18 protein-coding genes, 1 tRNA gene and 2 pseudogenes are annotated in these 23,018 nt (G+C 72.1%); 10 read left to right on the forward strand and 11 right to left on the reverse strand.

Translation table 11 applies throughout. The features are described 5' to 3' along the window. Positions 1-98: 98 nt before the first annotated feature. Positions 99-180, reverse strand: a tRNA-Tyr gene (locus tag C1A17_RS07130). A gap of 125 nt (positions 181-305) precedes the next feature. Here C1A17_RS07130 and C1A17_RS07135 point away from each other — a divergent pair. Next, entirely contained in the window at positions 306-797 is a 492-nt protein-coding gene (locus tag C1A17_RS07135; protein ID WP_101652228.1) for a YajQ family cyclic di-GMP-binding protein, read from the forward strand. Positions 798-915: 118 nt separating this feature from the next. Here the strand turns inward: C1A17_RS07135 and C1A17_RS07140 are convergent, their stop codons facing one another. Beyond that, positions 916-2,322 (reverse strand): FAD-dependent oxidoreductase, encoded by a 1,407-nt coding sequence (locus C1A17_RS07140; protein ID WP_101652230.1) that lies wholly within the window; start codon positions 2,320-2,322, stop codon positions 916-918. 122 nt (positions 2,323-2,444) lie between these two features. Between C1A17_RS07140 and rarD the strand changes: the two genes are divergently transcribed. Further along, positions 2,445-3,368, forward strand: coding sequence for an EamA family transporter RarD (rarD, locus tag C1A17_RS07145; protein WP_101652232.1), 924 nt, complete (start codon positions 2,445-2,447; stop codon positions 3,366-3,368). 209 nt (positions 3,369-3,577) lie between these two features. On the opposite strand, the gene C1A17_RS07150 is transcribed toward rarD, so the two are convergent. The 3 genes and pseudogenes from C1A17_RS07150 to C1A17_RS14505 form a co-directional block, all read right to left on the reverse strand. Next, on the reverse strand, positions 3,578-4,639 hold the full coding sequence (locus C1A17_RS07150; protein ID WP_101653566.1) for a polyprenyl synthetase family protein: 1,062 nt from the start codon (positions 4,637-4,639) through the stop codon (positions 3,578-3,580). 37 nt (positions 4,640-4,676) lie between these two features. Then, positions 4,677-5,984: a geranylgeranyl reductase family protein gene (locus tag C1A17_RS07155; RefSeq protein ID WP_101652234.1), complete on the reverse strand. Its 1,308-nt coding sequence runs from the start codon at positions 5,982-5,984 to the stop codon at positions 4,677-4,679. Between the two features lie 662 nt (positions 5,985-6,646). Then, a pseudogene (locus tag C1A17_RS14505) lies at positions 6,647-7,336 on the reverse strand (demethylmenaquinone methyltransferase); the annotation flags it as partial. Between the two features lie 167 nt (positions 7,337-7,503). On the opposite strand from C1A17_RS14505, the gene C1A17_RS14510 reads away from it, so the two are divergent. Both C1A17_RS14510 and C1A17_RS14515 read left to right on the forward strand, forming a co-directional pair. After that, on the forward strand, positions 7,504-8,016 hold the full coding sequence (locus C1A17_RS14510) for a hypothetical protein (RefSeq protein WP_245873554.1): 513 nt from the start codon (positions 7,504-7,506) through the stop codon (positions 8,014-8,016). Between the two features lie 30 nt (positions 8,017-8,046). Next, a pseudogene (locus tag C1A17_RS14515) lies at positions 8,047-8,874 on the forward strand (isochorismate synthase); the annotation flags it as partial. Positions 8,875-8,987: 113 nt separating this feature from the next. Here C1A17_RS14515 and menD read toward each other — a convergent pair. Beyond that, positions 8,988-10,649, reverse strand: a complete 1,662-nt coding sequence (gene menD, locus C1A17_RS07170) for a 2-succinyl-5-enolpyruvyl-6-hydroxy-3-cyclohexene-1-carboxylic-acid synthase (RefSeq protein WP_101652236.1) — start codon at positions 10,647-10,649, stop codon at positions 8,988-8,990. Between the two features lie 145 nt (positions 10,650-10,794). Here menD and C1A17_RS07175 point away from each other — a divergent pair, with 145 nt between their 5' ends. Beyond that, positions 10,795-12,399: an alpha/beta hydrolase gene (locus C1A17_RS07175; protein WP_101652238.1), complete on the forward strand. Its 1,605-nt coding sequence runs from the start codon at positions 10,795-10,797 to the stop codon at positions 12,397-12,399. Here C1A17_RS07175 and C1A17_RS07180 read toward each other — a convergent pair. Continuing rightward, a complete protein-coding gene (locus C1A17_RS07180) occupies positions 12,311-13,399 on the reverse strand; it encodes an o-succinylbenzoate synthase (RefSeq protein ID WP_101652240.1) in 1,089 nt (362 codons plus the stop codon). The two genes, C1A17_RS07175 and C1A17_RS07180, sit on opposite strands and share 89 nt — an antisense overlap. 55 nt (positions 13,400-13,454) lie before the next feature. On the opposite strand from C1A17_RS07180, the gene C1A17_RS07185 reads away from it, so the two are divergent. The 3 genes from C1A17_RS07185 to C1A17_RS07195 all read left to right on the forward strand — a co-directional run bounded on the left by C1A17_RS07185 (position 13,455) and on the right by C1A17_RS07195 (position 16,907). Beyond that, complete coding sequence (locus C1A17_RS07185) at positions 13,455-14,384, forward strand: 1,4-dihydroxy-2-naphthoyl-CoA synthase (protein ID WP_101652242.1); 930 nt, start codon at positions 13,455-13,457, stop codon at positions 14,382-14,384. 39 nt (positions 14,385-14,423) lie between these two features. Beyond that, a complete protein-coding gene (locus tag C1A17_RS07190) occupies positions 14,424-15,719 on the forward strand; it encodes an AMP-binding protein (protein WP_180953240.1) in 1,296 nt (431 codons plus the stop codon). A gap of 252 nt (positions 15,720-15,971) precedes the next feature. Beyond that, the gene (locus C1A17_RS07195; protein WP_101652244.1) at positions 15,972-16,907 is read left to right on the forward strand and encodes a 1,4-dihydroxy-2-naphthoate polyprenyltransferase; all 936 of its coding nucleotides are present in this window, start codon (positions 15,972-15,974) and stop codon (positions 16,905-16,907) included. Here the strand turns inward: C1A17_RS07195 and C1A17_RS07200 are convergent. Continuing rightward, on the reverse strand, positions 16,875-17,210 hold the full coding sequence (locus tag C1A17_RS07200) for a DUF4229 domain-containing protein (RefSeq protein ID WP_101652245.1): 336 nt from the start codon (positions 17,208-17,210) through the stop codon (positions 16,875-16,877). The genes C1A17_RS07195 and C1A17_RS07200 overlap by 33 nt on opposite strands. 67 nt (positions 17,211-17,277) lie before the next feature. On the opposite strand from C1A17_RS07200, the gene C1A17_RS07205 reads away from it, so the two are divergent. Further along, positions 17,278-17,733 (forward strand): PLD nuclease N-terminal domain-containing protein, encoded by a 456-nt coding sequence (locus tag C1A17_RS07205; RefSeq protein ID WP_101652246.1) that lies wholly within the window; start codon positions 17,278-17,280, stop codon positions 17,731-17,733. A 43-nt stretch (positions 17,734-17,776) separates the two neighbouring features. Continuing rightward, positions 17,777-18,958, forward strand: a complete 1,182-nt coding sequence (locus C1A17_RS07210; protein ID WP_245873555.1) for an MFS transporter — start codon at positions 17,777-17,779, stop codon at positions 18,956-18,958. A gap of 443 nt (positions 18,959-19,401) precedes the next feature. Here the strand turns inward: C1A17_RS07210 and ccsB are convergent, their stop codons facing one another. The 3 genes from ccsB to C1A17_RS07225 form a co-directional block, all read right to left on the reverse strand. Next, on the reverse strand, positions 19,402-20,523 hold the full coding sequence (gene ccsB / locus C1A17_RS07215; protein ID WP_101652248.1) for a c-type cytochrome biogenesis protein CcsB: 1,122 nt from the start codon (positions 20,521-20,523) through the stop codon (positions 19,402-19,404). Positions 20,524-20,584: 61 nt separating this feature from the next. After that, positions 20,585-22,207, reverse strand: a complete 1,623-nt coding sequence (resB, locus tag C1A17_RS07220) for a cytochrome c biogenesis protein ResB (RefSeq protein WP_245873556.1) — start codon at positions 22,205-22,207, stop codon at positions 20,585-20,587. Between the two features lie 34 nt (positions 22,208-22,241). After that, positions 22,242-23,018: a cytochrome c biogenesis CcdA family protein gene (locus C1A17_RS07225; RefSeq protein WP_101652249.1), complete on the reverse strand. Its 777-nt coding sequence runs from the start codon at positions 23,016-23,018 to the stop codon at positions 22,242-22,244.

Below are 23,018 nucleotides of genomic sequence, written 5' to 3' on the forward strand. Positions count from 1 at the left end.
TGGCCGTGCGGGCGGGTGAGGGTGCCGGGCCGCACCTCGGCGGCGGACGACGACGGCCCCGGTCCGGTGTCTCCACCGGGCCGGGGCCGTCCGAGCTGTGGCAGGTATAGGATTCGAACCTATGAAGGCGAAGCCGTCTGATTTACAGTCAGATCCCTTTGGCCGCTCGGGCAACCTGCCAATGCTGCGCGCCCGCCGATTCCTCGCCGAGCACCTATGGAAGAATACTAGGCCCTCCCGGAAAACGCCAAACCGCGCCCACTAGACTGGCCGTCGACCGACATCCCCCATCGCGAGGAGCAGCAATGGCCAGTGATTCATCGTTCGACATCGTGTCCAAGGTGGACCGGCAGGAGGCCGACAACGCGCTCAACCAGGCGGCCAAGGAGATCGGTTCCCGCTACGACTTCAAGGGCACCGACGCCTCGATCGAGTGGTCCGGCGAGAAGGTCCTCATGAAGGCGGTGAGCGAGGACCGCGTCAAGGCCGTCCTCGACGTCTTCCAGTCGAAGCTCGTCAAGCGCGGCATCTCGCTCAAGTCGCTCGACACCGGCGAGCCGTTCCCCTCCGGCAAGGAGTTCCGGATCGAGGGGAGCCTCAAGGAGGGCATCGACCAGGAGAACGCGAAGAAGATCTCCAAGACGATCCGCGACGAGGGGCCCAAGGGCGTCAAGGCCCAGATCCAGGGCGACGAGCTGCGCGTGAGCTCGAAGAAGCGCGACGACCTCCAGGCCGTCATCGCCCTCCTCAAGGGCAAGGACCTCGACGTCGACCTGCAGTTCACCAACTATCGCTGACGCGCAGCGACGCGCGACGGGGCCGGGACGAGGATTCCTCGTCCCGGCCCCGTCGCGTTCAGGCGGCCGGCAGGCGGTGCGGTCCGCTGCCGCGGCTCAGCCGGTCACGCCGGATTGCTCAGCCGACGGTCCCGTCCGCGGGCACGACCGCCCGGCGGGCCTCGGCGAGCATCGCCTCGCGGGTCGCGATCTTCACGCGCTCGCGCCCGTGCGGCTCGCCGAGCGCCTTCTCCGCCGCCTCGAGGAGGTGGTAGCCCTCCCAGTCGACGAAATCGACGCCCTTGGAGCGCAGCAGCTCGACGATCGCGTCCTCGCCCGGCTCCGCCGGATCGGGGAGATCGCCGGCGAGGTGATCCTCGATGAGATGGGTGATGGTCTCGAGCGCGTCACCCTTGGTGTGGCCGATGAGGCCAACCGGACCGCGCTTGATCCAGCCGGTCGCGTAGACGCCGGGCAGGAAGGGCGCCTCGGCGGCATCGGCCTGGCGCAGCGAGTCGGCGACCCGGCCCTCGTGGTTGGGAATGACGCCGCGCTGGTCGTCGAACGGGAGCTGGGGCAGCGCCGTCCCGAAGTACCCGACGGCGCGGTACACCGCGTCCATCGGCCAGTCGGTGAACTCCCCCGTGCCGGTGACGCCGCCCGAGCCGTCGAGCTCCTGGCGCTCGGTCCGCAGGCCGGTGACCTCGGTCTCCCCGAGCACCGCGACGGGGGCGTGGAGGAAGTGGAGGTGGAGGCGGCGGGGCGCGCCGGTGGGCTCGCGCAGGGTGAAGTCGGTGAGCGTCTTCGTCACCTGCTTGACCTGGTTGTTCGAGTGGATCGTCGCCATCGAGGCTTCGTCGAACTCGAAATCCTCGGGGTAGACGATGATGTCGACGTCCTTGACGTGACCGAGCTCGCGGAGCTCGAGCGGCGTGAACTTCGCCTGCGCCGGCCCGCGCCGGCCGAACACGTGGACGTCGGTGACCTGCGATCGCCGGAGCCCCTCGTACACGTGGTCGGGGATCTCGGTGCTGCGCATGTCGTCGGCCTGCTTGGCGAGTACCCGGGCGACGTCGAGCGCGACGTTGCCGTTGCCGATGACCGCGACGCGCTCGGCGTCCAGCGGCCAGGTCTGCGGCACATCCGGGTGCGCATCGTACCAGTTGACGAAGTCGGCGGCGCCGTAGGAGCGCTCGAGGTCGATGCCCGGGATGTCGAGCTTGGCGTCGATGAAGCAGCCGGTCGAGAAGATCACCGCGTCGTAGTGCTCCTGGAGCTCCTCGCGGGTGATGTCGGTGCCGTAGTCGACGTTCGCGAAGAGTCGGATGTCACCTCGGTCGAGCACCTTGATAAGGGCGTTGATGATGCCCTTGATGCGGGGGTGATCCGGCGCGACGCCGTATCGGACGAGTCCGAAGGGGGCCGGGAGCCTCTCGAAGAGATCGATGCTGACGTCGAATTCCCGTTCGGCCTTCGTGAGGAGGTCTGCGGCGTAGATCCCTGCCGGCCCAGCGCCGACGATGGCCACCCGGAGAGGACGAGTCATTCTCACACCTTTCGTTTCGGTCAGCCTCTCAGTCTAGTGAGGCCGCTGGGGACGAGCGAACCGGGATGTCCGGATTCGACGAAGTCACAGCGGACTGTGCGGATTGTCACTAGACTGCCGATGTGACTGACCCAGACATCCCGGACGACGAGTCGGCCCGGCGCAGGACCGGCCTCCTCCTCGGCCTCTCGGGGTACCTGTTCTGGGGCGGGATGCCGCTGATCTTCGCGGCCGCCGCACCCGCGACGAGCCTGGAGATCCTCGCCCACCGGATCCTGTGGTCGATGGTGTTCTGCCTGCTCCTCCTCGTCGTCGCCCGCGGCTATCGCCGGGTCATCGCGGCGTTCCGGAACCCGCGGGTGTTCTGGACCCTCGCGGCGGCGAGCATCGTCGTCGCGATCAACTGGTTCGGGTTCCTCCTCGGCGTCGAATGGGGCCGGGTGCTCGAGATCTCGCTCGGCTACTTCTTCAACCCGCTCGTCACGGTCTTCCTCGGGGTGGTGTTCCTCGGCGAGAAGCTCCGCCCCCTGCAATGGATCGCGATGGCGGTCGGCACGCTCGCCGTCGTCGTCATCGCCGTGGGCTACGGCCAGATCCCCTGGCTCGCGCTCCTCGTCTCGTTCTCGTTCGGCCTCTACGGCCTCATCAAGAACAAGGTCGGCGGACGGGTGGGCGCTCTCGAGGGGCTCACCGTCGAATCCACCGTCCTCACCCCGTTCGCCCTCGTCGTCATCGGCTGGTTCGTGCTGTCGGGGAACTCGCACTTCGGCACCGAGGGGCTCGGGCACACGCTCATCATGCTCTCCCTCGGCCCGGTGACCGCCATCCCGCTCATCCTGTTCGGCGCCGCCACCCGCCGGGTGCCGCTGTCCTGGGTGGGGATGATGCAGTACATCACCCCGACGATGCAGTTCATCCTCGGGGTCACCGTGCTCGGCGAGGAGATGTCGACGACCCGCTGGATCGGGTTCTTCATCATCTGGTCGGCCGTGGTCATCCTCACCGTGGACATGCTCCGCGCCCCGCGGCGCCGGCCGAGGCGGTGAGGCGGAGGCACAGCCCGCCGCGGTGAGGCGGACGGCCCGTGCCGTGGCGGTGAAGCAGAGGCACAGCCCGCCGCGGTGAGGCGGACAGCCCGTGCCGTGGCAGCGAGGCGAAGGCGCAACCCGCTGCGGTTGAGCGGGACCTGCCGCGCGGCGGCGAAGCGAAGACAGGCCGCCCCGGAGAGGTCCGGTGCCGGTGCGGGTCCCCGGATTCAGGCGACGCGGGAGACCGCGGTACGGGCGAACTCGATGAGTCCGTCCTTGACCTCGCCGTCGGGCACCGCGGCGAGCGCCTTCACGGCGTCCTCGGCCCAGGCCTCTGCGACCTGCCGGGCGCGTGCGGTGGCCGGATGCGCGACGAGCGCGGCGCGCGCCCGCTCGAGGGCGTCGTCGGAGCTCAGGTCCGCGTCGAGGAGTTCGACCACGGCTGCCGCTGCGGGATCGCCTGCGGCCGCGTCGGCGCGCACGTGGAGCACGGGCAGGGTCGGCACCCCCTCGCGCAGATCCGTGCCGGGCCGCTTCCCCGATTTCGCGCCGTCGGACACGAGATCGATGAGGTCGTCGGCGAGCTGGAAGGCCACCCCGACCTTCTCCCCGTACTCCCGCAGCGGCGCGATGAGCGACTCCGGCGCCCCGGAGAAGCGCAGTCCGAACTCGCTCGCTGTCGCGATGAGCGACCCGGTCTTGTCCCCGAGCACCGCGAGGTAGTGCTCGATCGGGTCCGCGCCGTCGACGGGGCCGGTGAACTCATGGAGCTGACCGAGGACGAGGCGCTCGAAGGTCTCCGACTGCAGGCGGACCGCCTCGGGTCCCATCATCGAGGTCAGCAGCGAGGCGCGGGCGAAGAGCAGGTCCCCGGTGAGGATCGCAACACTGTTGCCCCAGACCGCGTGGGCGGACGGGGCGCCGCGCCGCATGGGCGCCTCGTCCATGACGTCGTCGTGGTAGAGGGTCGCGAGGTGGATGAGCTCGACGGCGGCGGCCGCACGGTCGACGTCGATCTGATCCGAGGTGCCGAACTCCGCCGCGAGCAGCACGAGGACGGGGCGGATGCGCTTCCCGCCGGCGCGGAGCAGGTGGTGGCAGGTCTCGTCGGGCAGCGCGCTCGCCTGCGCGACGACCTCGTCGAGGAGCACCTCGATCCGTCCGAGCCGCTCGACCAGCCGCCCGGCGAGCGCGGAATCGGACTGCACGAACGCCCCCGGGGAGAGCGGACGCGCCGCGGGCGCATCCGGGTCCACCGGCGTGGGAGAGGTTTCGGCGGCGTTCGTCATGTCCTCGTCATTCGTCGTCATGGGCGGGTCGTCGGGCTCAGTCGTTGCTGGTCGCAGGGACCAGCGCGGTCAGCGCGGTGATGATGCGATCGTACAGATCGCGGTCGCGCACGGTCCTGTCCTGGTAGAGGTTGGCCAGCAGCTTGACCACGAACCGCATGAGCGTGTCGACACCCATACCGTACTTGATCCCCAGGTTCATGACCTCTGGCCTGCCGATGAGCTCGGCGAACACCCGCCCGAGGGTGAAGTAGCCGCCGAGGTGCGCGCGGACCGCGGCCGGGTACTCGGCGAGCTTCTCGCGGCGCACCCGTTCGGGGTAGCGCGCATAGGTGGCGATCGCCTCGGCGGCGAGCCGCGAGCTCAGCATCGCGTAGTCGATGCCCTCGCCGTTGAACGGGTTGACCATGCCGGCCGCGTCCCCGACGAGCAGGACGCCGCTGCGGAAGTGCGGAGTGCGGTTGAAGGCCATCGGCAGCGCGGCGCTGCGCACGGGCTCGAGCCGGGTCTCCTCGCCGATCGCCCATTCCTCGCCCATCGCCGCGATCCAGTCCCGGAGGACCGCTCGGTAGTCGACGCGGCCGAACTGCGGCGAGGAGTCGAGGATGCCGAGGCCGACGTTGACAGTGCCGTCGCCCATCGGGAACAGCCACCCGTAGCCGGGCATCGGCTCGCCGCGGGTGCCGTCGGCGTTCCGCCCGCGGAGCTCGAGCCAGCTCTCGAGGAGATCCTCGTCGTGGCGCGGGGACGCGTGGTAGGTGCGCACCGCGACGCCCATCGGTCGGTCGTCGCGCTTCTCGATGCCGAGGGCGATCGCCATCCGCGCGGACACGCCGTCGGCGGCGATGACGGTCGGAGCGCGGAAGAATGCCTCCGGGCCGACCTTGCGCCCGCGGTGGTCGGTGCCGGTCGCGCGGACGCCGCGCACCCAGCCGTCGGCGCCGAACTCAGGCTCCGAGGCATACACCTGCTCGAACAGGCGCGCACCGCACGACTGGGCGTGGCGCGCGAGTTCCTCGTCGAGGCGGGTGCGCGCCCGGGTGAGCCCGTAGGAGGGGACGCCGTGGACCGTCGGCCAGTCGATCTCGAGCCGGTGGCCGCCCCCGATGAGGCGCAGGCCCCGGTTCCGATGCCATCCGGCCGATTCCGGGGTCGCGAAGCCGAGCGCGTCGAGCTCCTGGACCGCGCGCGGGGTGAGCGCGTCACCGCACACCTTGTCCCGGGGGAAGGACGCCTTCTCGAGGACGACGACCTCGAGCCCGGCCCGCGCGAGGTGCGCCGCCGCCGCGGAACCGGCGGGCCCGGCACCGACGACGACGACGTCGGCATCGATCGTGGTCGTCATGCACCGGGCTCCGTGCGGGAGTCGGCGGCCTCGACGGCGAGGCGGATGCTCGGGTCGGCGTCGGTCGCTGCGTCGGCTTCGGTGCCGGCGGGGTTCTCGCGGTCGGAATCCCCCTCGGCGGCGGCGATGCCGTCTTCCGGGCGGACCTCGTCATCATCCGCACGCGCCTCGGCGACGGGTGCGGCCGAGGAATCGTCCTCGGCAGGAGCAGCCGCGGACGGCTCGCTGTCTCCTGCGGCCACCGGGGCCGCGGTCCGGTCATCGGCGCTGTCCGCGTCGTCGCTGTCCTCGTCGGCGTCGATCCTGTCCGCGCGGTCGGCAGCGGCCGAACCGACGGCCGCGGACCGGGGCGCCTCGACTCCCGAGGCGGGGACCTCACGGGAGTCGGCTGCCTCGACGGCGAGGCGGATGCTCGGGTCGGCGTCGGTACCTGCGTCGGCTTCGGTGCCGGCCGGGTCCTCGCGGTCGGGATCCCTCTCGGCGGCGAGGCCGTCCTCCGAGCGGGCCTCGTCATTCTCCGAGCGGATCCCGGCCACGGGCGCGGCGGAGGAGTCGGCCTCGGCGGGAACCGCCTCGGACGGCTGTGCGGCTACGGCGGTCACCGGGGTCGCGGCCCGGTCATCGACGCTGTCCGCGCCGTCGCCGTCGTCACCGGAGTCGAGGGGCTTGAGCGCGTGGTGGACCGCGACGATGCCGCCGGTGAGGTTGCGGTACTTCACCTGGTCGAAGCCGACGTCGCGGATGAGGTGAGCGAGGGTCTCCTGATCCGGCCACTCCCGGATGCTCTCCGCGAGGTACACGTAGGCCTCGGGATTCGAGCTCACCGCGCGGGCGACCGCGGGCAGCGCGGCCATGATGTACTCCGAGTACACCGTGTTGAGGGCCGAGGACTCGAGGGTGGAGAACTCGGCGACGACGAGGCGGCCGCCGGGCTTCAGCACCCGGAGCATCTCGCCGAGCGCACGCTCGGGATCCTGGACGTTGCGCAGTCCGTACGTGATCGTCACCGCGTCGAACTCGGCGTCGGCGAAGGGGAGATCGGTGGCGTCGGCGTGGACGAAGGTGATCTCCGGGCGCTTCTGCCGCCCGACGGCGAGCATGCCCTCGGAGATGTCCCCGGCGACGACCTGGGCGCCGGCGGCCTGGAGCGGCACGGACGACACCCCGGTGCCGGCCGCGAGGTCGAGGATCCGCTCACCGGGCCGCGGGTCGACGGCCCGGGTGATCTCACGACGCCACAGCCGGGCGAGCCCGAAGGTCATCGCGTCGTTGGTGACGTCATAGCGTCGTGCGACGCCGTCGAACATCGACGCCATCTCGGTCTTCTTCTTGTCCAGCCGCGCGCGAATCATGCGCACCATCGTCTCAACATCGCTCACCCGCGCGCCAATCGGTCCGCCTGCCGGTCGGGCCGACAGCGGTGCGCAGGCTCCGCCGGACGGCCCGAGCACCGCCGGCGGGCCCCGCCGTCCGAGACACAACGCCCCCTGCCGCCTGCCCGCCGGATAGGATGTCCGCGATGAAGACCTACGACGTCACTGCGGGACCACCGTCCCCGACACCCGGGTTCGCGGTGCGCTCCTGGTTCATCGACGGCGTGAGCCCCCAGGCGTCCCGGCCCTTCGTCCAGGGACTGCCGACGACTCCGCAGGAGTTCCTCGCCCAGCTGCCCCCGTCCGGCTTCAGCTGCTGGGTGCGCGGCACCGCGGGACTCGTCGGCATCGGCCGCGCCCTGCGGCTGAGCGCGACGGGGCCGGACCGATTCACCGCGCTCTCGCAGGCGTGGCAGGCGATCTCCGCGGCCGCCGCGGTGGACAACGAGGTCGGACTCCGGGGCTCGGGCCTCATCGGATTCGCCGCGATCGCCTTCTCCGCGCACTCGACGACCGCATCCGTCATCGACATCCCGCAGTACGTCATGGGCCGGCGCGACGGCCGCGTCTGGCTCACCGCGGTGAGCACCCCCGACTCCCCGGCCGATCCCGACGCCCTGACGCTCGCGCACGCCCCGCTCTCCCTCCCCCGCGTATAAGAGACCGACCCCGGACGGGTCTCTGCGGAGTCCTACGTCGACATCGTCGCCCGGGCGGTCGAGCGTCTCCGCCAGGGCGCGGACGCGGGCGCCGGCGCAGGTGCGGATCCGCTCGGGAAGGTCGTCCTCGCACGCGACGAGGTCGTCGAGACCGCGGAGGACATCGACGTGCGCGCCGTCCTCGGCCGCCTCAACTCCGCCTATCCGAACTGCTGGACCTTCAACGTCGCAGGCCTCGTCGGCGCGACCCCGGAGCTCCTCATCGGGGTGTCCGAGGGGCAGGTGACCTCGCGCGTGCTCGCGGGCACCTATCAGGTCGAGGACGACCCGGCCGCGGAGATCGCCGCCGCCCGCACCCAGCTCGGATCCGCGAAGGACACGCGCGAGCATGCCTTCGCGATCGACTCGCTCGCCGCGAGCCTGGGGCCGGTCACCGCGGATCTCCACGTCGACGCCGAACCGCACCTCCTCCAGCTCCCCACCGTCATCCACCTCGCCTCCGACGCGCACGGCACGCTGCGCAGCGGACCGGACGGACTCCCGTCCGCGCTCGACGTCGCGGCCGCTGTGCACCCGACCGCCGCTGTGGGCGGCTTCCCCAAGGACCGGGCGCTCGACGTCATCGAGGAGCTCGAGGGCGCCGACCGCGGACGCTTCGCCGGGCCGGTGGGCTGGGTGGACGACCGGGGCAACGGCCAGTTCGGGATCGCGCTGCGCTGCGGCCAGCTCGAGGAGCCCCACCGGATCCGGCTGTTCGCCGGTGCCGGCATCATGCCGGATTCCGATCCGGCCGCAGAGTTCGCCGAGACCGAGGCGAAGCTCGCTCCGATGAAGCGGGCGCTCGGGGTGGACGGCTGACGAGATCCCGCCTGCGGTGACCGCGCTCGGAACCCGCTCCCGGGTCGACCGAACCGAGAGCGGGTTCCCGGGGCGGCCGCGCTCGGGGTGCGTGCCCGGGTCGACCGCACCGGTCAGCCGACGACGGGGCGGATGGGGATCTCGTAGACGCCCGGCCGTCCCGATTCCGCGGCCGCGGCGACCTCGGCCGCCGTCCGGCACAGCGCGTGCGGCCAGCCGTAGCCGCGGGCGAGATCCGCGAAGGTCCGGCCGTGCGCAGTGGCGAAGTAGCGGGGGAAGTGCGCGGCGAGGTGCGGCTGCCCGTGTTCGAGTCCCCCGAAGATCGCTCCCCCGTCGTCGTTGAGGACGAAGATCTGCACGGCCGGCAGCGGTTCCGCAGCCTCGCGGAGCAGACCGCCGATCCCGTGGAGCAGCGACACGTCGCCGAGGAGGAGGCGCACCGGTCGGCCGCTGCCGAACGCGAAGCCGATCGCGGTCGACACGAGTCCATCGATCCCAGCCAGCCCGCGGGATGCGAACACCTCCACCGCCGCGCCGGGACCGAGCACCCGGTCGAGGTAGCGGACCGCGTTGGAGCTGCCGATGTAGACGGTGCCGGGTGCGCTCGCGACGGCCGCTGCGGCGGCGCGCCCCTCGAGCACCTCGCGCCCGCCGTCACCGGCGCCGTCCCCGAGGGGTGCAGGTGACGCCTGCGGCAGCGCCGCGTCACCGGCCGCTCCGCCGGCGGCCGCCCATTCCGCTGCCCAGTCCGACCGCGAATCCGGGACCGGGGGCAGCGCCTGGGCGAGCGCGGCGCGCCACTCCTCCTCCGCAACCTGATCGAGGTCCGACTGGATGCGGTGGACCCGCAGCCCGGGGTGCGCGAGCAGGCGCTGATCCTGGCGGGAGAGCGTGGGCTTGCCGAGCACGACGAGGTCGGTGATCCGGTCGACGAGATCCGGCCGCGCGTCGAGCACCCGGGTATGGTCCGGCACGCTCGAGGGCACCGCGCGCAGGGGTGAGGAGGGTTCGGCGAGCACCGGCACCCGATGCCGCTCGAGCAGCTCGCGGAGGCGCCGCGCGGGCAGGCCGAACGTGTCGCCGGCGAGCACGACGACCTCGCGGCCGAAGGATGGCAGCACCGCCTCGACGACGTCCGCCGCGAGCGGCACCGGTGCACGGTCGGTGCCGGCCGGGATCTCCGGCCACCACGGGGAGACGTCCACGGCATCGGGCACGAGCGGGACGTCGAACTGGACATTGAGCTGGACGGGGCCGGGCGGAGCCCCGCCGGCGAACCCGTCCCCGAGGGCGAGGTCGACCGCGGCCACGGCGACCTCGGCGGCGAGCGCCGGCGCGGACTCCCCGGCCTGGATGTCGAACCGCTCACGCACGTCGCTGAGCACGATCGACTGGTCATCGATCGTCTGGTTCGCGCCCGTCGCCCGGAGGCGCGCGGGTCGATCCGCGGTGAGCGTGAGGAGCGGGAGGTACCCGTACGAGGCCTCGAGCACCGCCGGATGGAGGTTCGCCACCGCGCTGCCGGAGGTGGTGATCACCGCAACCGGCCGCTCCCGGCCGGCCGCCCGCAGGCCCTTCGCGATGCCGAGAGCGAGGAACGCCGCCTCCCGCTCGTCGATCCGCACCCGGACGTCGAAGAGTCCGGCGGCGGCCGCCTCGGCGACGGCGTAGGTCAGGGGTGCCGAACGGGAGCCCGGGGAGATCACGACGTCGCGCACCCCGGATGTGAGCAGTGCCGAGACGAGGGCGCGGGCGGTCGCAGTCGAGATGTTCATCCCCTCGATTCAACCACGCGGCCCGGACACCGCCGGCCGGATGCTCCGCCCGTTCGCCCGTTCACCTTCGCGATGTATATTCGCAATCCCGCGTCCACCTCTCACCGATCCGCATCCGCTTCATGCCGTCCCGGAGGCCCCTCCGATGAACTCCCGCTCGCTCATGCTGTCCGTCGGCGCCCGCTTCGTGCGGACGCTCACCGCTGCCCGCACCCGCGCCGGCGAGTTCCCCGGCCGCAACCAGACGCTGAGCTTCCTCGGGCCGGAGCCCACGGGCGAGGCCGCCCGCACCTTCCATGTGCGCGAGAAGCGCAAGCTGTCGGCTCGCCTCCGCGAGTTCTTCGTCCACTCCCCCGCGCTCGGCCGCACCGTGGGAGTCCGGGTGCTCCTGCCCGGCAGGCCGAGCGAGGTCGCCGACGTCATCTACCTCTTCCACGGCGGCGGGGACGACTTCCGGTCGTGGACCGACCTCGGTGCCGCCGAGCAGCTCACCGCGGACAGCCCGTACCTCGTCGTCATGCCGGACGCCGGCGCGGCCTCGTACTCCCGTCACGTCATCGGCGCCGCCGGTGCCGAGGCGACCCTCGACTGGCCGACCTTCCACACCGTGGAGCTGCCCGCGTTCATCGCCGACCGCTACTCGGTCAACCCGGAGCGCTCCGGAGCACTGCTCGCCGGCCTGTCGATGGGCGGGTACGGGGCGATGAAGTACGCCGCGCAGCACCCCGACCGCTACTGCGCGGCGGCCGCGTTCTCCTGCCCGCTCGACCCGCTCTCCGCGGTGCCGCTGTTCGACATCATCGCTCTCCGCGAGGGCGGGGCGGCGAAGTCGCTGTTCGGGGACCCCAAGCGGGACCTCGCGGAATGGCAGGCGAACTCGCCGATGAGCCTGGCACCGAACCTCGCCGGCACCGACCTGTGGTTCACCGCCGGCTCCGGCACCCCGCATGCGGATGACGAGGACGAGGATCACGTCGACGTCCTCGAGGCGACGGTCAACCACCACGGCCTGAAGTTCCACGAGCGGCTGAGCGAGCTCGGGATCGCCCACACGTGGTCGCCGCGCCCCACCGGCCTCCACAACTGGTTCGCATGGCAGCGGGAGCTCGCCGAATGGCTGGCCGCGCTCGACGACCCGGCGCGCACCCCCACCGCGGGGCATCCTGCGGGGACCGACGCAGCGACGGGAGCCGGCACCTCGGCGGCGGGAGCGGACCGGGCGGGACTGCGGGATGCGGGACTGCGGGATTCCGGGGTGTCCGGTCGCGGGGTGTCCGACGGCGCCGCCTTCACCTACGTCACCGGCGAACCGGTGTTCAGCGTCCACGGCTGGGACGTCGCGATCTCGCGGCGCCGGGCCCAGCTCGTCACCTTCGCCGAGGTGACCGCTGCGTCGTTCACGCTCAACGGCGCAGGGACCTTCCGCGTGCGCACCCCAGCGCTCTACCATCCCGGGCAGCGCTACCGGATCGCGATCTCCTCGCCTCTGGCGGAGAACGTCTACGACCTCGCCGCCGACGCCGACGGCCGCCTCGAGCTCACCGGGCGGATGGCCGGCGCACTCCACGACCCGATCGTGCCCGGGAAGCGCACCCGCCACTTCCGCACCTGGGGCCAGGACGAGCTCACCACGGTGAGCATCACCCCGGTCGAGGCGCCCGTCACCGCTGCTCGCGCAGATGCGACCAGCACGCGCGGAGCCGCTCCGTCCACCACTGTGCCCGCTCCGGAGCCGCGGCGAGCGCACTGAGCCGCTCCTCGCTCGGTGCGGTCCGCCCGACCGGCAGCACCCCGTCCGCGGCACGCAGCGGCGGGTCGGCGACGTCGGAGCGGAACAGGGCGCTCGTCCCCAGCCCGCAGGCGGGGATCGACCCGTCCGGGCGGGCGCTCTCCGGCAGGCTCGCGGCGAGCGCGACGCCCGCACTCAGCCCGACCGAGGTGTCGAGCGCCGAGGACACGACGGCGGGCAGCCCCGAGGCCTCGATGACCGAGAGCGCGGACCGGACCCCGCCGAGCGGCTGGACCTTGACGATGACGACGTCGGCGGCACCGAGCGCGGCGACGCGCAGCGGGTCCGAGGCCTTGCGGATCGATTCGTCGGCGGCGATCCGGATCCCCCAGCCCTCCCGGTCGATCTCCTCCCGCACCTGGGCGAGGTCCTCGACCGCCATGACCGGCTGCTCGACGTACTCGAGTTCGAAGCGGGAGAACGCGCGGAGAGCCGTGCGCGCCTGCGCCACGGTGTAGCGGCCGTTCGCGTCGAGCCGGATGCGCGCACCCGGCCGGGCGGCGCGGAGCGCCTCGATCCGCGCACAGTCCTCGTCGAGGGAGTCGATCCCGGCCTCTGCGACCTTGATCTTGAAGGTGCCGACTCCGGCGTACCGCGCGGCGACCTCGGCGACGGCGGACGGCGGGCAGGCCGGGATCGTGCCGTTGACCGGCACCGTCGCGGCCTTCGTGGCGGGCGGGTCGACGCACGCCCACTCGAGGGCGGCGGCAAGCCAGCGGGAGGCTTCGGGCACGTCGTACTCGAGGAAGGGGGAGAACTCCGCCCAGCCGGCGGGGCCCTCGAAGAGCATCGCCTCGCGCACGGTGATGCCCCGGAACCGGGTGACCATGGGCAGGGAGACGACGGCGATCCGGGAGAGCACCTCGCGCGGGTCCGGCGCCGCGAGGATCGACTGCACGTCGCACGGGGCGGCGGGCGCAAGCGGGGCGCCGTGCTGCGGGCCGGGGAGGTCGGGATCCATGTCACCAGCCTAGACTCGACCGCCCGTGTCCGACCCGCCCGATATGCTGGGGCCCATGACCGAGACCAGCACCGTGTCCGAGATCTTCGACCCGAGCGCCTGGCGGGAGGTGTCCGGATTCGACTTCACGGACATCACCTACCACCGCGCCCTCAACCCCGACGGCAGCGACCTCGGCTGCGTCCGCATCGCCTTCGACCGGCCGGAGGTCCGCAACGCGTTCCGCCCCCACACCGTCGACGAGCTCTACCGCGCGCTCGACCACGCCCGCCAGACCCCGGACGTCGGCTGCGTGCTCCTCACCGGCAACGGCCCCAGCCCCAAGGACGGCGGCTGGGCCTTCTGCTCCGGCGGTGACCAGCGGATGCGCGGCCGGTCGGGATACCAGTACGCGAGCGGCGAGACCGCGGAGTCCGTCGACCCGGCGCGCGCCGGTCGCCTCCACATCCTCGAGGTCCAGCGCCTCATCCGCACGATGCCCAAGGTCGTCATCGCGGTGGTCCCCGGCTGGGCGGCCGGCGGCGGCCACAGCCTCCACGTCGTGTCCGACATGACGATCGCCTCCCGGCAGAACGCGCGGTTCAAGCAGACCGATGCGGACGTCGGCTCCTACGACGCCGGCTACGGCTCGGCGTACCTCGCGAAGATGGTCGGCCAGAAGCGGGCGCGGGAGATCTTCTTCCTCGGCCGCACATACTCGGCGCAGGACATGGCGGACATGGGCGCGGTCAACGAGGTCGTCGACCACTCGGAGCTCGAAGTCGCCGCACTCGCCATGGCGCGGGAGATCCTCGGCAAGTCGCCGAACGCGCAGCGCATGCTCAAGTTCGCGTTCAACCTCGTCGACGACGGCCTCATGGGCCAGCAGGTGTTCGCCGGTGAGGCCACCCGGTTGGGCTACATGACCGACGAGGCCGTCGAGGGCCGGGACGCCTTCCTCGAGAAGCGCGATCCGGACTGGACCCCGTACCCCTGGTACTACTGACCGCCGTGGCGCTCCCGCACCCGGCCGGGAGGCCTGCGCGTGGCCCCCGCTGATCCGGACCTGCTCGACGACCTCCGGCGAGCCCTCGCGGGCGAGGTCGTCGTCGTCCTGCCGCGCGAGCGCGATGGTGCGGTCGAGGTCGTCGACCCGGGCCGCTACGACCCCGCCGGCACCGGCAGGCCGCACCCCGCGCTCGTCGTCTTCACCTCCGGCTCGACCGGAGCACCGAAGGGGGTCGCGCTCTCGGCCGCGGCCATCACCGCGTCGGGACGCGCCACCGAGCGCTTCCTGTCCGGCCCCGGCCGCTGGTACCTCACCCTGCCGAGCAACCACATCGCCGGCGCCCAGGTGCTCCTCCGGTCCCTCCTCGCCGGCACCACCCCGCTCGTCGCCCGGGGGCGGTTCTCCGCCGCGGAGTTCACCGCCGACGTCGAACGGCTGCGCGCCGGCGCGGGCGACTCGGGCGACCGCGAGCGCTGCCCGCTCTACACCTCGTTCGTGCCCACCCAGCTCGTCCGCATCTTGGCCGACCCCGCTGCGGTGCGCGCGGCGCAGGCCTTCGATGCGGTGCTGCTCGGCGGGGCCGCGATCTCCCCGGCACTGCTCGCCTCCGCGGAGCACGCGGGCATCCGGATCGTCCGCACATACGGGATGAGCGAGACCTGCGGCGGATGCGTCTACGACGGGGTGCCCTTCGACGAGGTCGACATCGGACTCGATGCCGGACGCATCGTGCTGTCCGGTGCGGTCGTCGCGGACGGGTACCTGCGCGTCGACGACGCGGCCGGCGGACTGCGGCTCACCGCCCTGCCGGACGCGGACACCGGATTCGGCACCGCACCGGACGGCGGCCGGAGCTTCCTCACGAGCGATCTCGGACGGATCGAAGGCGGTGTGCTCGAGGTCCTCGGGCGGGCCGACGACGTCATCATCACCGGCGGCGAGAACGTCTCGCCGCACGCGGTGGAGAGCGCCCTGCTCGCCGTCCTCGAACCGCACGGGATCGTCGAGGTGCTCGTCACCGCCGTGCCCGACGCGGAATGGGGCGAGGCGCTCGTCGCCCTCGTGCGCCCCGGCCCGCACGGACCGTCGGGAGCGCTCGGATCAGCGGGAGCTCTCGACGCCGTCGCGGGCATCGGGGCGGAACCGGCCGCCGGCACCGGCACGGACCGGCTCACCGAGCAGGTGCGCGCTCTCGCCGCGGAGCACCTGGCGCGCCATGCGCTCCCCCGTCGCGTCCTCACGGTGGAGGCGCTGCCCGAACGCTCCATCGGCAAACCGGATCGCACAGCCGCCCGCGCGCTCGCTGCACGGCTGCTCACCGACCGGGGCTGAGGACCCGGCCGCACGGGGCAGGAGGGACTGCGCCGGTCGGATGCCGCCGGATGCCGCGGCGCCCGGGCCTCGGAGGACAGGGTGTCCGCACCCCCGGGCGGCGTCTTCCGAGCCCTCCCGACCACCTGCTCCGCCGCCGCTCCCACCGGGAGCCTCCGACGTTATGAACCTGAAACCGACCGGCCCCGGGCCACCGGGATACGCATCGGTACCATGAGTGAGGTCGGTTTTCGGAGCAGTGAGGGGAGGCCCATGGCCACCATCGCCCAATGGGTCGAAGGCGCACGTCTGCGCACCCTCCCGCTCGCGATCGCACCCGTGCTCATCGGCACCGGGGCTGCCATCGGCGCGATGGGCGGGTTCTCCTCGCTCATCATCGGATCGGTCGATCCCGCGGAGCGGCCCGAGGTGGGCATCGGCACCGTTCTCGTCCGCGCCCTGCTCGCCGTCATCGTGTCCCTCGGACTGCAGATCGGCTCGAACTTCGCCAACGACTACTCCGACGGGATCCGCGGCACCGACGACGTGCGCGTCGGCCCCCAGCGGCTCACCGCCTCGGGCGCGGCCCCGGCCGCAGCGGTCAAGCGGGCGGCGTTCATCGCGTTCGGCATCGCCGCCCTCGCCGGGGTGATCCTCGTGCTCGTCTCCCAGGCGTGGTGGTTCATCCCGGTGGGGATCCTCGCCGTGCTCGCGGCCTGGTTCTACACCGGCGGCAGCCACCCCTACGGGTACTACGCGATGGGCGAGGTGTTCGTCTTCATCTTCTTCGGGCTCGTCGCCACCCTCGGCACGACCTACGTCATGATCGAGCGCCTGCCCCCGGCCGCGTGGGCCGGCGCAGTGGCGATCGGACTGTTCTCCTGCGCGGTGCTCATGGTCAACAACCTGCGCGACATCCCGACCGACGCCGAGGCCGGGAAGACGACGCTCGCAGTGCTGCTCGGCGACGCGCATTCCCGCACGGTCTACGCCGTCATGGTCGCGGTGCCGTACCTGCTGCTGCTCGTCCCGATCCTCACCGGCCACCCGGCCAGCGTGCTCACGGCGCTGTCCCTCGTGCTCGCCATCGCGCCGCTGCAGACGGTGCTCGGCGGTGCCGAGGGCACCGCGCTCATCCCGCCGATCAAGAACACGGGGCTGACGGCGCTGACCTACTCAGCGCTCCTCGCGCTCGGCCTCTCCCTCTGAGCCGACCGCCGAATCCTCGACGGCGTAATCCTCGACGGCCGCGTCCTCGAACGATTCGTCGGAGGCCGCCGCCGGTGCTCGTCGCCGTGCGGCGCGCCGGTCCTTCCGCTCGCCGTCCCAGTCGGCCATCGTCGACGTCGCCCGGCTGCGAGCGCCGCCGAGGAGGAGGATGCTGAGCAGGGTGGCGATGACGATGGCCGCGATGGTGCTCAGCAGCGAGATCCCGGCGATCCACCAGACGATCGCCACGGTCCCCGCGAGGAGGACGAGCCGGAGCAGGGAGTAGATGAGGACGTTGCGCATGATGCCCCGAGTCTAGTGGCTCGCGGTGTTGAGTCGCTTCCCAGGGCTGTCGATTATCCTGGGACACATGCCCAGAATCCTTGTCGGAGCGATCGTCCTGCTGACCGCCATCACCCTCTACGGGGTGTTCGACTGTCTGCTGCGCGATCGCCGGCACATCCGGATCATGCCCAAGTGGGCCTGGGTGCTCGTCATCCTGTTCGTCCCGGTGTTCGGGCTCGCGCTGTGGTACGTGTTCGGCCGCTCGTCGTTCCGACCGCGTGAGGACTCCGGCCCCGTCGCCCCGGACGACGATCCCGAGTTCCTGCGCCGGATCGCCGACGACGTCGAGGCGGAGAAGCGCCGCCGGAAGCACGCCGAGGACGCCGAGGAGCGGCGCCGGGCGGAGAGCGGCACCGGATCCGCGGCGGACGGCAGACGCCCCGTTGACGGCTCCGCTGCGGCGGACGATCCGGACCTGCCCGATGCGCAGCGGCACCGGGACGAGCAGAACCGCCCGGGTCCCGACGACCCCCGCATGTGATCGCCCATCCGCCGGCGCATCCGGCCCTGCACGGTCGTCGATCGTGAACGATCCCGCTCCGGATGACCTCGTCGGCCCCACCCGTGCACCGTTCGGGGTGTCCCTCGCCGCGTTCGTCAGCAGCCTCGACCGGTTCGCCGTCGGGCCCCTCATCGTCCTCGTGGCGGCGGACATGGGTGCGACGCTCGCGCAGACGCTCGCGATCGCGAGCGCGTACTTCCTCGCCTACGGGTTCAGCCAGCCGCTGTGGGGCGTGCTCTCCGACCTCCTCGGCCGCATCCGCCTCATGCGGGCAGCGCTCCTCGCCGCCGCCGTCGCCGGCGCGGTGTCGGCGTTCGCACCCGGGCTCGCGACCCTCGTCATCGCCCGCGGCTTCACCGGGGCGTTCTTCGGCGCTGTCGTCCCCACCTCCCTGACCTACGTCGGCGACACCGTCGCCGAACATCACCGCCAGCCGGCGCTCGCCGACCTCATGGCGGCGATCGCCCTCGGCACCGCGCTCGCGACCGCGTTCGCCGGGGTCATCGCCGACCTCGTGGACTGGCGGACGGTGTTCGCGGTGCCCGCCGTCCTGGCAGCCGTCTGCGCCGTGGGCCTGCGCCGCGTGCACGAGCCGCCGCGGCCCGGAGGCGCCGGTGTGCTGCGACCGATCCGCGACGCCCTGATGCACCGCTGGGTGCTCGTCATCATCGCGCTCGCGGCGGTCGAGGGCGCGGTCGTCCTCGGAGTCCTCACCCTGCTCGCCCCGGCCCTCCAGTCGCAGGGGATCGGGGCCTCCGCCGCGGGACTCGCGACCGCGGCCTACGGGATCGGCGTCGTCATCGCCACCCGATTCGTGCGGATAGTCGCCCGCCGCCTGCCGATCCCCGGCCTCATGGCGATCGGCAGCACGGCTGCTGTGCTCGGCTTCCTGCTCCTCGCCGCCCGCGCGTCCGTGGTCGCCGTCGTCGTCGCGGCGCTCCTTCTCGGAGTGACGTGGTCGTTCCTCCACTCCTCCCTGCAGACGTGGGTCACCGGGGTGCTCCCGGGCGCGCGGGGCACCGTGGTCTCGCTCTTCGCCGGGAGCCTGTTCGCCGGCAGCGCGCTGGGCGCATCAGTGGGCGGAGCGCTCGGTGAGGCGCAGCGCTGGTCGCTGCTCTTCGGACTCGCCGCTGCCGCCGCCGTCCTCCTCACCGTCGCCGCGGTCGTGGGTCGCCGCGCCTACGAGGACTCGCCCGGCCGCTGAGCCGGCCGGGGCGGACCGGCCCCACTGGGGCGGACCGGCCCCCCGGGGCGGACCGGCCCCCCCGGGGCGGAGCGTCCCCACCGGGCGGATCTCGTCCCCACCGGGGCGGAGCGGGGAGGGAGAGCGCGAGGCCTGGCCCCGTGAGGCCCGGCGCGGCCACCCGCATGGGGCCCCGATCGGACCTCCTCGCTCGGCCTCGGCGGTCACACCACACAGGGTCGGACGGCTGAACCCCTCAGGGTCAGGTAGTTGCACCCTTCAAGGTCAGGAAGTTGCACCCCTCAGGGTCAGGTGGTTGCACTCCTCGGAGCCGGTGCGGGGCGCGCGGGCCGATGCACTGCCGTGGCCGCAGCCGTTCGCCTTCCGCCATCGACGGTCAAACAGCAATTTCCTGCGGTTCCATTCTCAGGAACCGCAGGAAATTGCACTCTGTGGGAGGTGGATCAGAGGCCGGAGTAGGCGTGGAGTCCGTCGAAGTAGACGTTGACGATCGCGAAGTTGAAGATCACGGTCGCGAAGCCGATGAGGTTGAGGACGGCGACCTTGGTCGGGCCCCACCCGCGGGTCGCGCGGGCGTGGAGGTACGCCGCGTAGACGACCCACACGACGAAGGTCCAGATCTCCTTCGAGTCCCAGCCCCAGTAGCGGCCCCAGGCGAGCTCCGCCCAGATCGCGCCGGCGATGAGCGTGAAGGTCCAGGTGATGAACCCGACCGCCGCGATGCGGTAGGACACCTGCTCGATCTCGGCGGACGCCGGGACCCGGCGCAGGAATCCGAGGCCGCGCGGGGCGGTGCGGGTCTCCGCATAGGCCTGGAGGAGCTGGAAGAGGGCGAGCGCGGCCGACAGCGACAGCAGCGCGGTGGACAGGATGGCGATCGGCACGTGGATGTAGATCCAGTAGTTGTCGAGCGCCGGGACGAGCTGGGCCGCCGGGGTGTAGAACACGGTGATGCACAGGCCGAGCGTGACGAGGATCGTGCCGGTGATGAAGGTGCCGAGGTAGCGCAGGTCGCGGAACCGCAGTGCGATGAGGTAGATGAGGCCGGCGATCGCCGCAGCGGTGAGCGCGTACTCCATCATGTTGCCCCACGGCACCCGCATGACCGAGAGGGTGCGGGTGAGGACTGCGGCGATGTGGAGGGCGAGCGCGAGGGCGGTGAGCCCGGTGCCGATCCGGGCCAGCCGGCGGGACCGACCGGTGCCGGGCCCCGCGTCCGCGGCGCCGGCCGTGGACGTGGCGGTGCTATCGTCCGAGCCGCCGGCGCCGGATGCGGGCGCGTCGGTGGGCGGCGCATCCTCGGCGTCGAGCACCGCGACCGCGGAGGCGCGCGAGGTGCGCCGCACTCCGCCGCGGGCGCTCGTCCGCGACTCCGACCGCGCGGTCCGGGTGCTCTGCGCGGATCCTGCGACGGCGGAGCGCTCGCGCGTCCTCGTCGCATGCGAGCGCAGCTTCTGCCCGCCGAACAGATCGAAGGCGTAGACGATGAACGCGATCGCGTACACCGCCATCGCCGAATAGATCAGCAGGTTGGACCAGCTGGCGAGCTCGTAGTCGACATCCATGTGCGTTGTTCCCTCACGGTTCCACAGCGCCCGCGGACGGGGCGCTCTGCGATGACGGCGGTCAGTCGTCCAATTCTACTGCCAGCCCCCTGGCAGTCTGCTCCACCCTCGGATCCTCGCCGCGGGCGAGCGCGGCCACCTCGATCTCGGTGTCGTTCACCCGCACCCAGACGCGGCGGCGGGGAATGAAGAGCGAGAGCCCGAGTCCGGCGAGCAGCAGCACGGAGAACAGGAGCATGAGCCCCTGCGTGGGATCGTGGCGGATGTCGAGGGCGATGAACGTGCTCACGCCCTCGAACGTCACGCTACCGAGCCCGTTCGGCAGCTCGGCGGTCTCCCCCGGTGCGAGCTGGAGGGTGACCGGGGTGCCTGCGGCGTCGACGACCTCGGTCATCGCCTCGGCCTCGAGCTCGTACACCGACTGCGGGACCCCGTCGTCGAGGCCGAGGTCGCCGGCGTAGGCGCTCATCACCAGGTAAGGGTTGCGGAGCTCGGCGAACTCGGAGATCAGCTCCCCGTTCTCGTTGAGCGCCGCGGTGGGCAGGAGGATCCCGACGAAGCCGAGCTGCTCCGGCTGCGCATCCGGGACCTTGAGCACGCCGCGCGAGGTATAGACGCCGTCCTGCGGGAGGAACACGACCGGCCCGGAGAAGGTGACGTCGCCGTCGGCGTCGCGGGCGGTGAGCACCGGCGCGTAGCCGTTGCCGGTGAGGTAGATCCGGCTCCCGTCGATCCGAATCGGCTCGTTGACGCGGACGATGTGCCGGCTCTCCCCGCCGTCGTGGAAGGCGGTGATGTCGGCGTCGAAGCTGCGGGGCTGGCCGAACTGGTTGCCGATAGCCTCGTCGTCGAAGGTCGCGGCGAAGGAGTTGAGCCGGAGCCGGTAGTCGTCGAGGCGGTCGGCGTCGAAGTACGTGCCGCGCTCGAACGAGTCGTAGGACACGAGCGAATTGGTGAAGGTGTCGCCCTCGACGAGCACGCGCTGTCCGGAGTAGCCGAACAGCGAGCCGACGGCCATCGTCACCACCGTGCCGAGCACCGCGGCGTGGAACAGGAGGTTGCCGGTCTCCCGGAGGTACCCGCGCTCGGCCGCGATGTGGTCGTCGCGGCGCACGGTGCGGTAGCCGTGCTTCCGCAACCGTGCCTGCGCGTGGTCGAGGAACGCATCGACGTCCTCGTCCGGCGCGCGGTCGAGAGTCGCGTACCCGGGCATCCGGGCCAGCCTGCGCGGGGCCTTCGGCGGGTCCGCGCGCATCGCCTTCCAGTGCTGCGCGGTGCGCGGCAGGATGCACCCGACGAGCGAGATCATGAGGAGGATGTAGACGGCGGAGAACCAGAACGAGGAGTAGACGTCGAAGGCCTGGACGGAGTCGAGGATCTCGCCCCAGCGCCCGTTCTCCTCGATGAAGTTCGTCACCCTCGCCGGATCCTGGATGCGCTGTGGGAGCAGGGAGCCGGGGATCGCGGCGAGCGCGAGGATGAGCAGGAGGATGAGCGCGACCCGCATCGTGGTGAGCTGGCGCCAGGCCCAGCGGAGCATGCCGACCGCGCCGATGTCGGCCGGGGCGGCCTTCGCGCCGCCGGGCTTCCCGCCGCCGGCGGGCGTGCCGCTCCCCCCGGCGGGCTTCCCGTTTCCGCCCAGCTTGCCGCTTCCGCCCGTGGGCGTCCTGTCGCTCGTCGTCACGGTCGGATCCGTCTCCTCTCGTCGTGCCACGGTCTCAGATCACCATCTCGAAGCCGGAGATGAGTCCCTGCAGGCTGTAGATCCAGCGGGTCCACAGGCCGGTGACGAGCAGGATGCCGAGCAGGATGAGCATGACGCCGCCGATCTGCACGATGGTCCGCTGGTGGCGGCGCAGCCACGCGACCCGGCCCATGCCCTTGTGGAGGGCGACGGCGAGCAGGATGAACGGGATGCCGAGCCCGAGGCAGTACACGAAGGTCAGCAGCGCCCCGCGCCACACGCCTCCGTCGGCGCCGAAGCCGGTTGACAGGGCGAGCACCGCGGCGAGCGTGGGGCCGATGCACGGCGCCCAGCCGAGCGCGAAGGTCGCGCCGAGGACGGGCGCGCCCCACAGCCCGGCGCGCGGCCGGGCGAGGATGCGGGCCTCCCGCTGGAAGAACCGGAACCCGCCGAGGAACACGATGCCGGCAAGGATGACGACGACGCCCATGATCCGGGTGACGAGGTCGATCCACGGTGCGAGGACCATCCCGAGGCCCGAGAACAGAGTGCCGAGCGCGACGAACACGACGGCGAACCCGAGGACGAACAGGCTGATCCCGAGCACGACGCGGCCGGTCCGCCGATCGCGCAGCGCATCGCCGGACAGCCCGGTGACGTACCCGACGTAGCCGGGGACGAGCGGGAGCACGCAGGGCGAGGCGAAGGACACCGCACCGGCGAGCGCGGCGACCGCGATCGCGGCGATGAGGGGTCCGTCGAAGGCGGTCTGGGCGAAGGTCGAACCGATTCCGGCGAGCAGGTCAGGCAC

The organism is Brevibacterium ihuae (genome assembly GCF_900184225.1).
GTDB classification, from domain to species: Bacteria; Actinomycetota; Actinomycetes; order Actinomycetales; family Brevibacteriaceae; genus Brevibacterium; species Brevibacterium ihuae.

Bases quoted from the DNA above. Each gene is read 5' to 3' on its own strand.
- C1A17_RS07175 (WP_101652238.1), top strand. From the start codon at position 10,795: ATGAACTCCCGCTCGCTCATGCTGTCCGTCGGCGCCCGCTTCGTGCGG.
- C1A17_RS07140 (WP_101652230.1), bottom strand. From the start codon at position 2,322: ATGACTCGTCCTCTCCGGGTGGCCATCGTCGGCGCTGGGCCGGCAGGG.
- menD (WP_101652236.1), bottom strand. From the start codon at position 10,649: ATGAACATCTCGACTGCGACCGCCCGCGCCCTCGTCTCGGCACTGCTC.
- C1A17_RS07195 (WP_101652244.1), top strand. From the start codon at position 15,972: ATGGCCACCATCGCCCAATGGGTCGAAGGCGCACGTCTGCGCACCCTC.
- ccsB (WP_101652248.1), bottom strand. From the start codon at position 20,523: ATGGATGTCGACTACGAGCTCGCCAGCTGGTCCAACCTGCTGATCTAT.
- C1A17_RS07155 (WP_101652234.1), bottom strand. From the start codon at position 5,984: ATGACGACCACGATCGATGCCGACGTCGTCGTCGTCGGTGCCGGGCCC.
- C1A17_RS07185 (WP_101652242.1), top strand. From the start codon at position 13,455: ATGACCGAGACCAGCACCGTGTCCGAGATCTTCGACCCGAGCGCCTGG.
- C1A17_RS07180 (WP_101652240.1), bottom strand. From the start codon at position 13,399: ATGGATCCCGACCTCCCCGGCCCGCAGCACGGCGCCCCGCTTGCGCCC.
- C1A17_RS14510 (WP_245873554.1), top strand. From the start codon at position 7,504: ATGAAGACCTACGACGTCACTGCGGGACCACCGTCCCCGACACCCGGG.
- C1A17_RS07200 (WP_101652245.1), bottom strand. From the start codon at position 17,210: ATGCGCAACGTCCTCATCTACTCCCTGCTCCGGCTCGTCCTCCTCGCG.
- C1A17_RS07205 (WP_101652246.1), top strand. From the start codon at position 17,278: ATGCCCAGAATCCTTGTCGGAGCGATCGTCCTGCTGACCGCCATCACC.
- C1A17_RS07135 (WP_101652228.1), top strand. From the start codon at position 306: ATGGCCAGTGATTCATCGTTCGACATCGTGTCCAAGGTGGACCGGCAG.
- C1A17_RS07150 (WP_101653566.1), bottom strand. From the start codon at position 4,639: ATGACGAACGCCGCCGAAACCTCTCCCACGCCGGTGGACCCGGATGCG.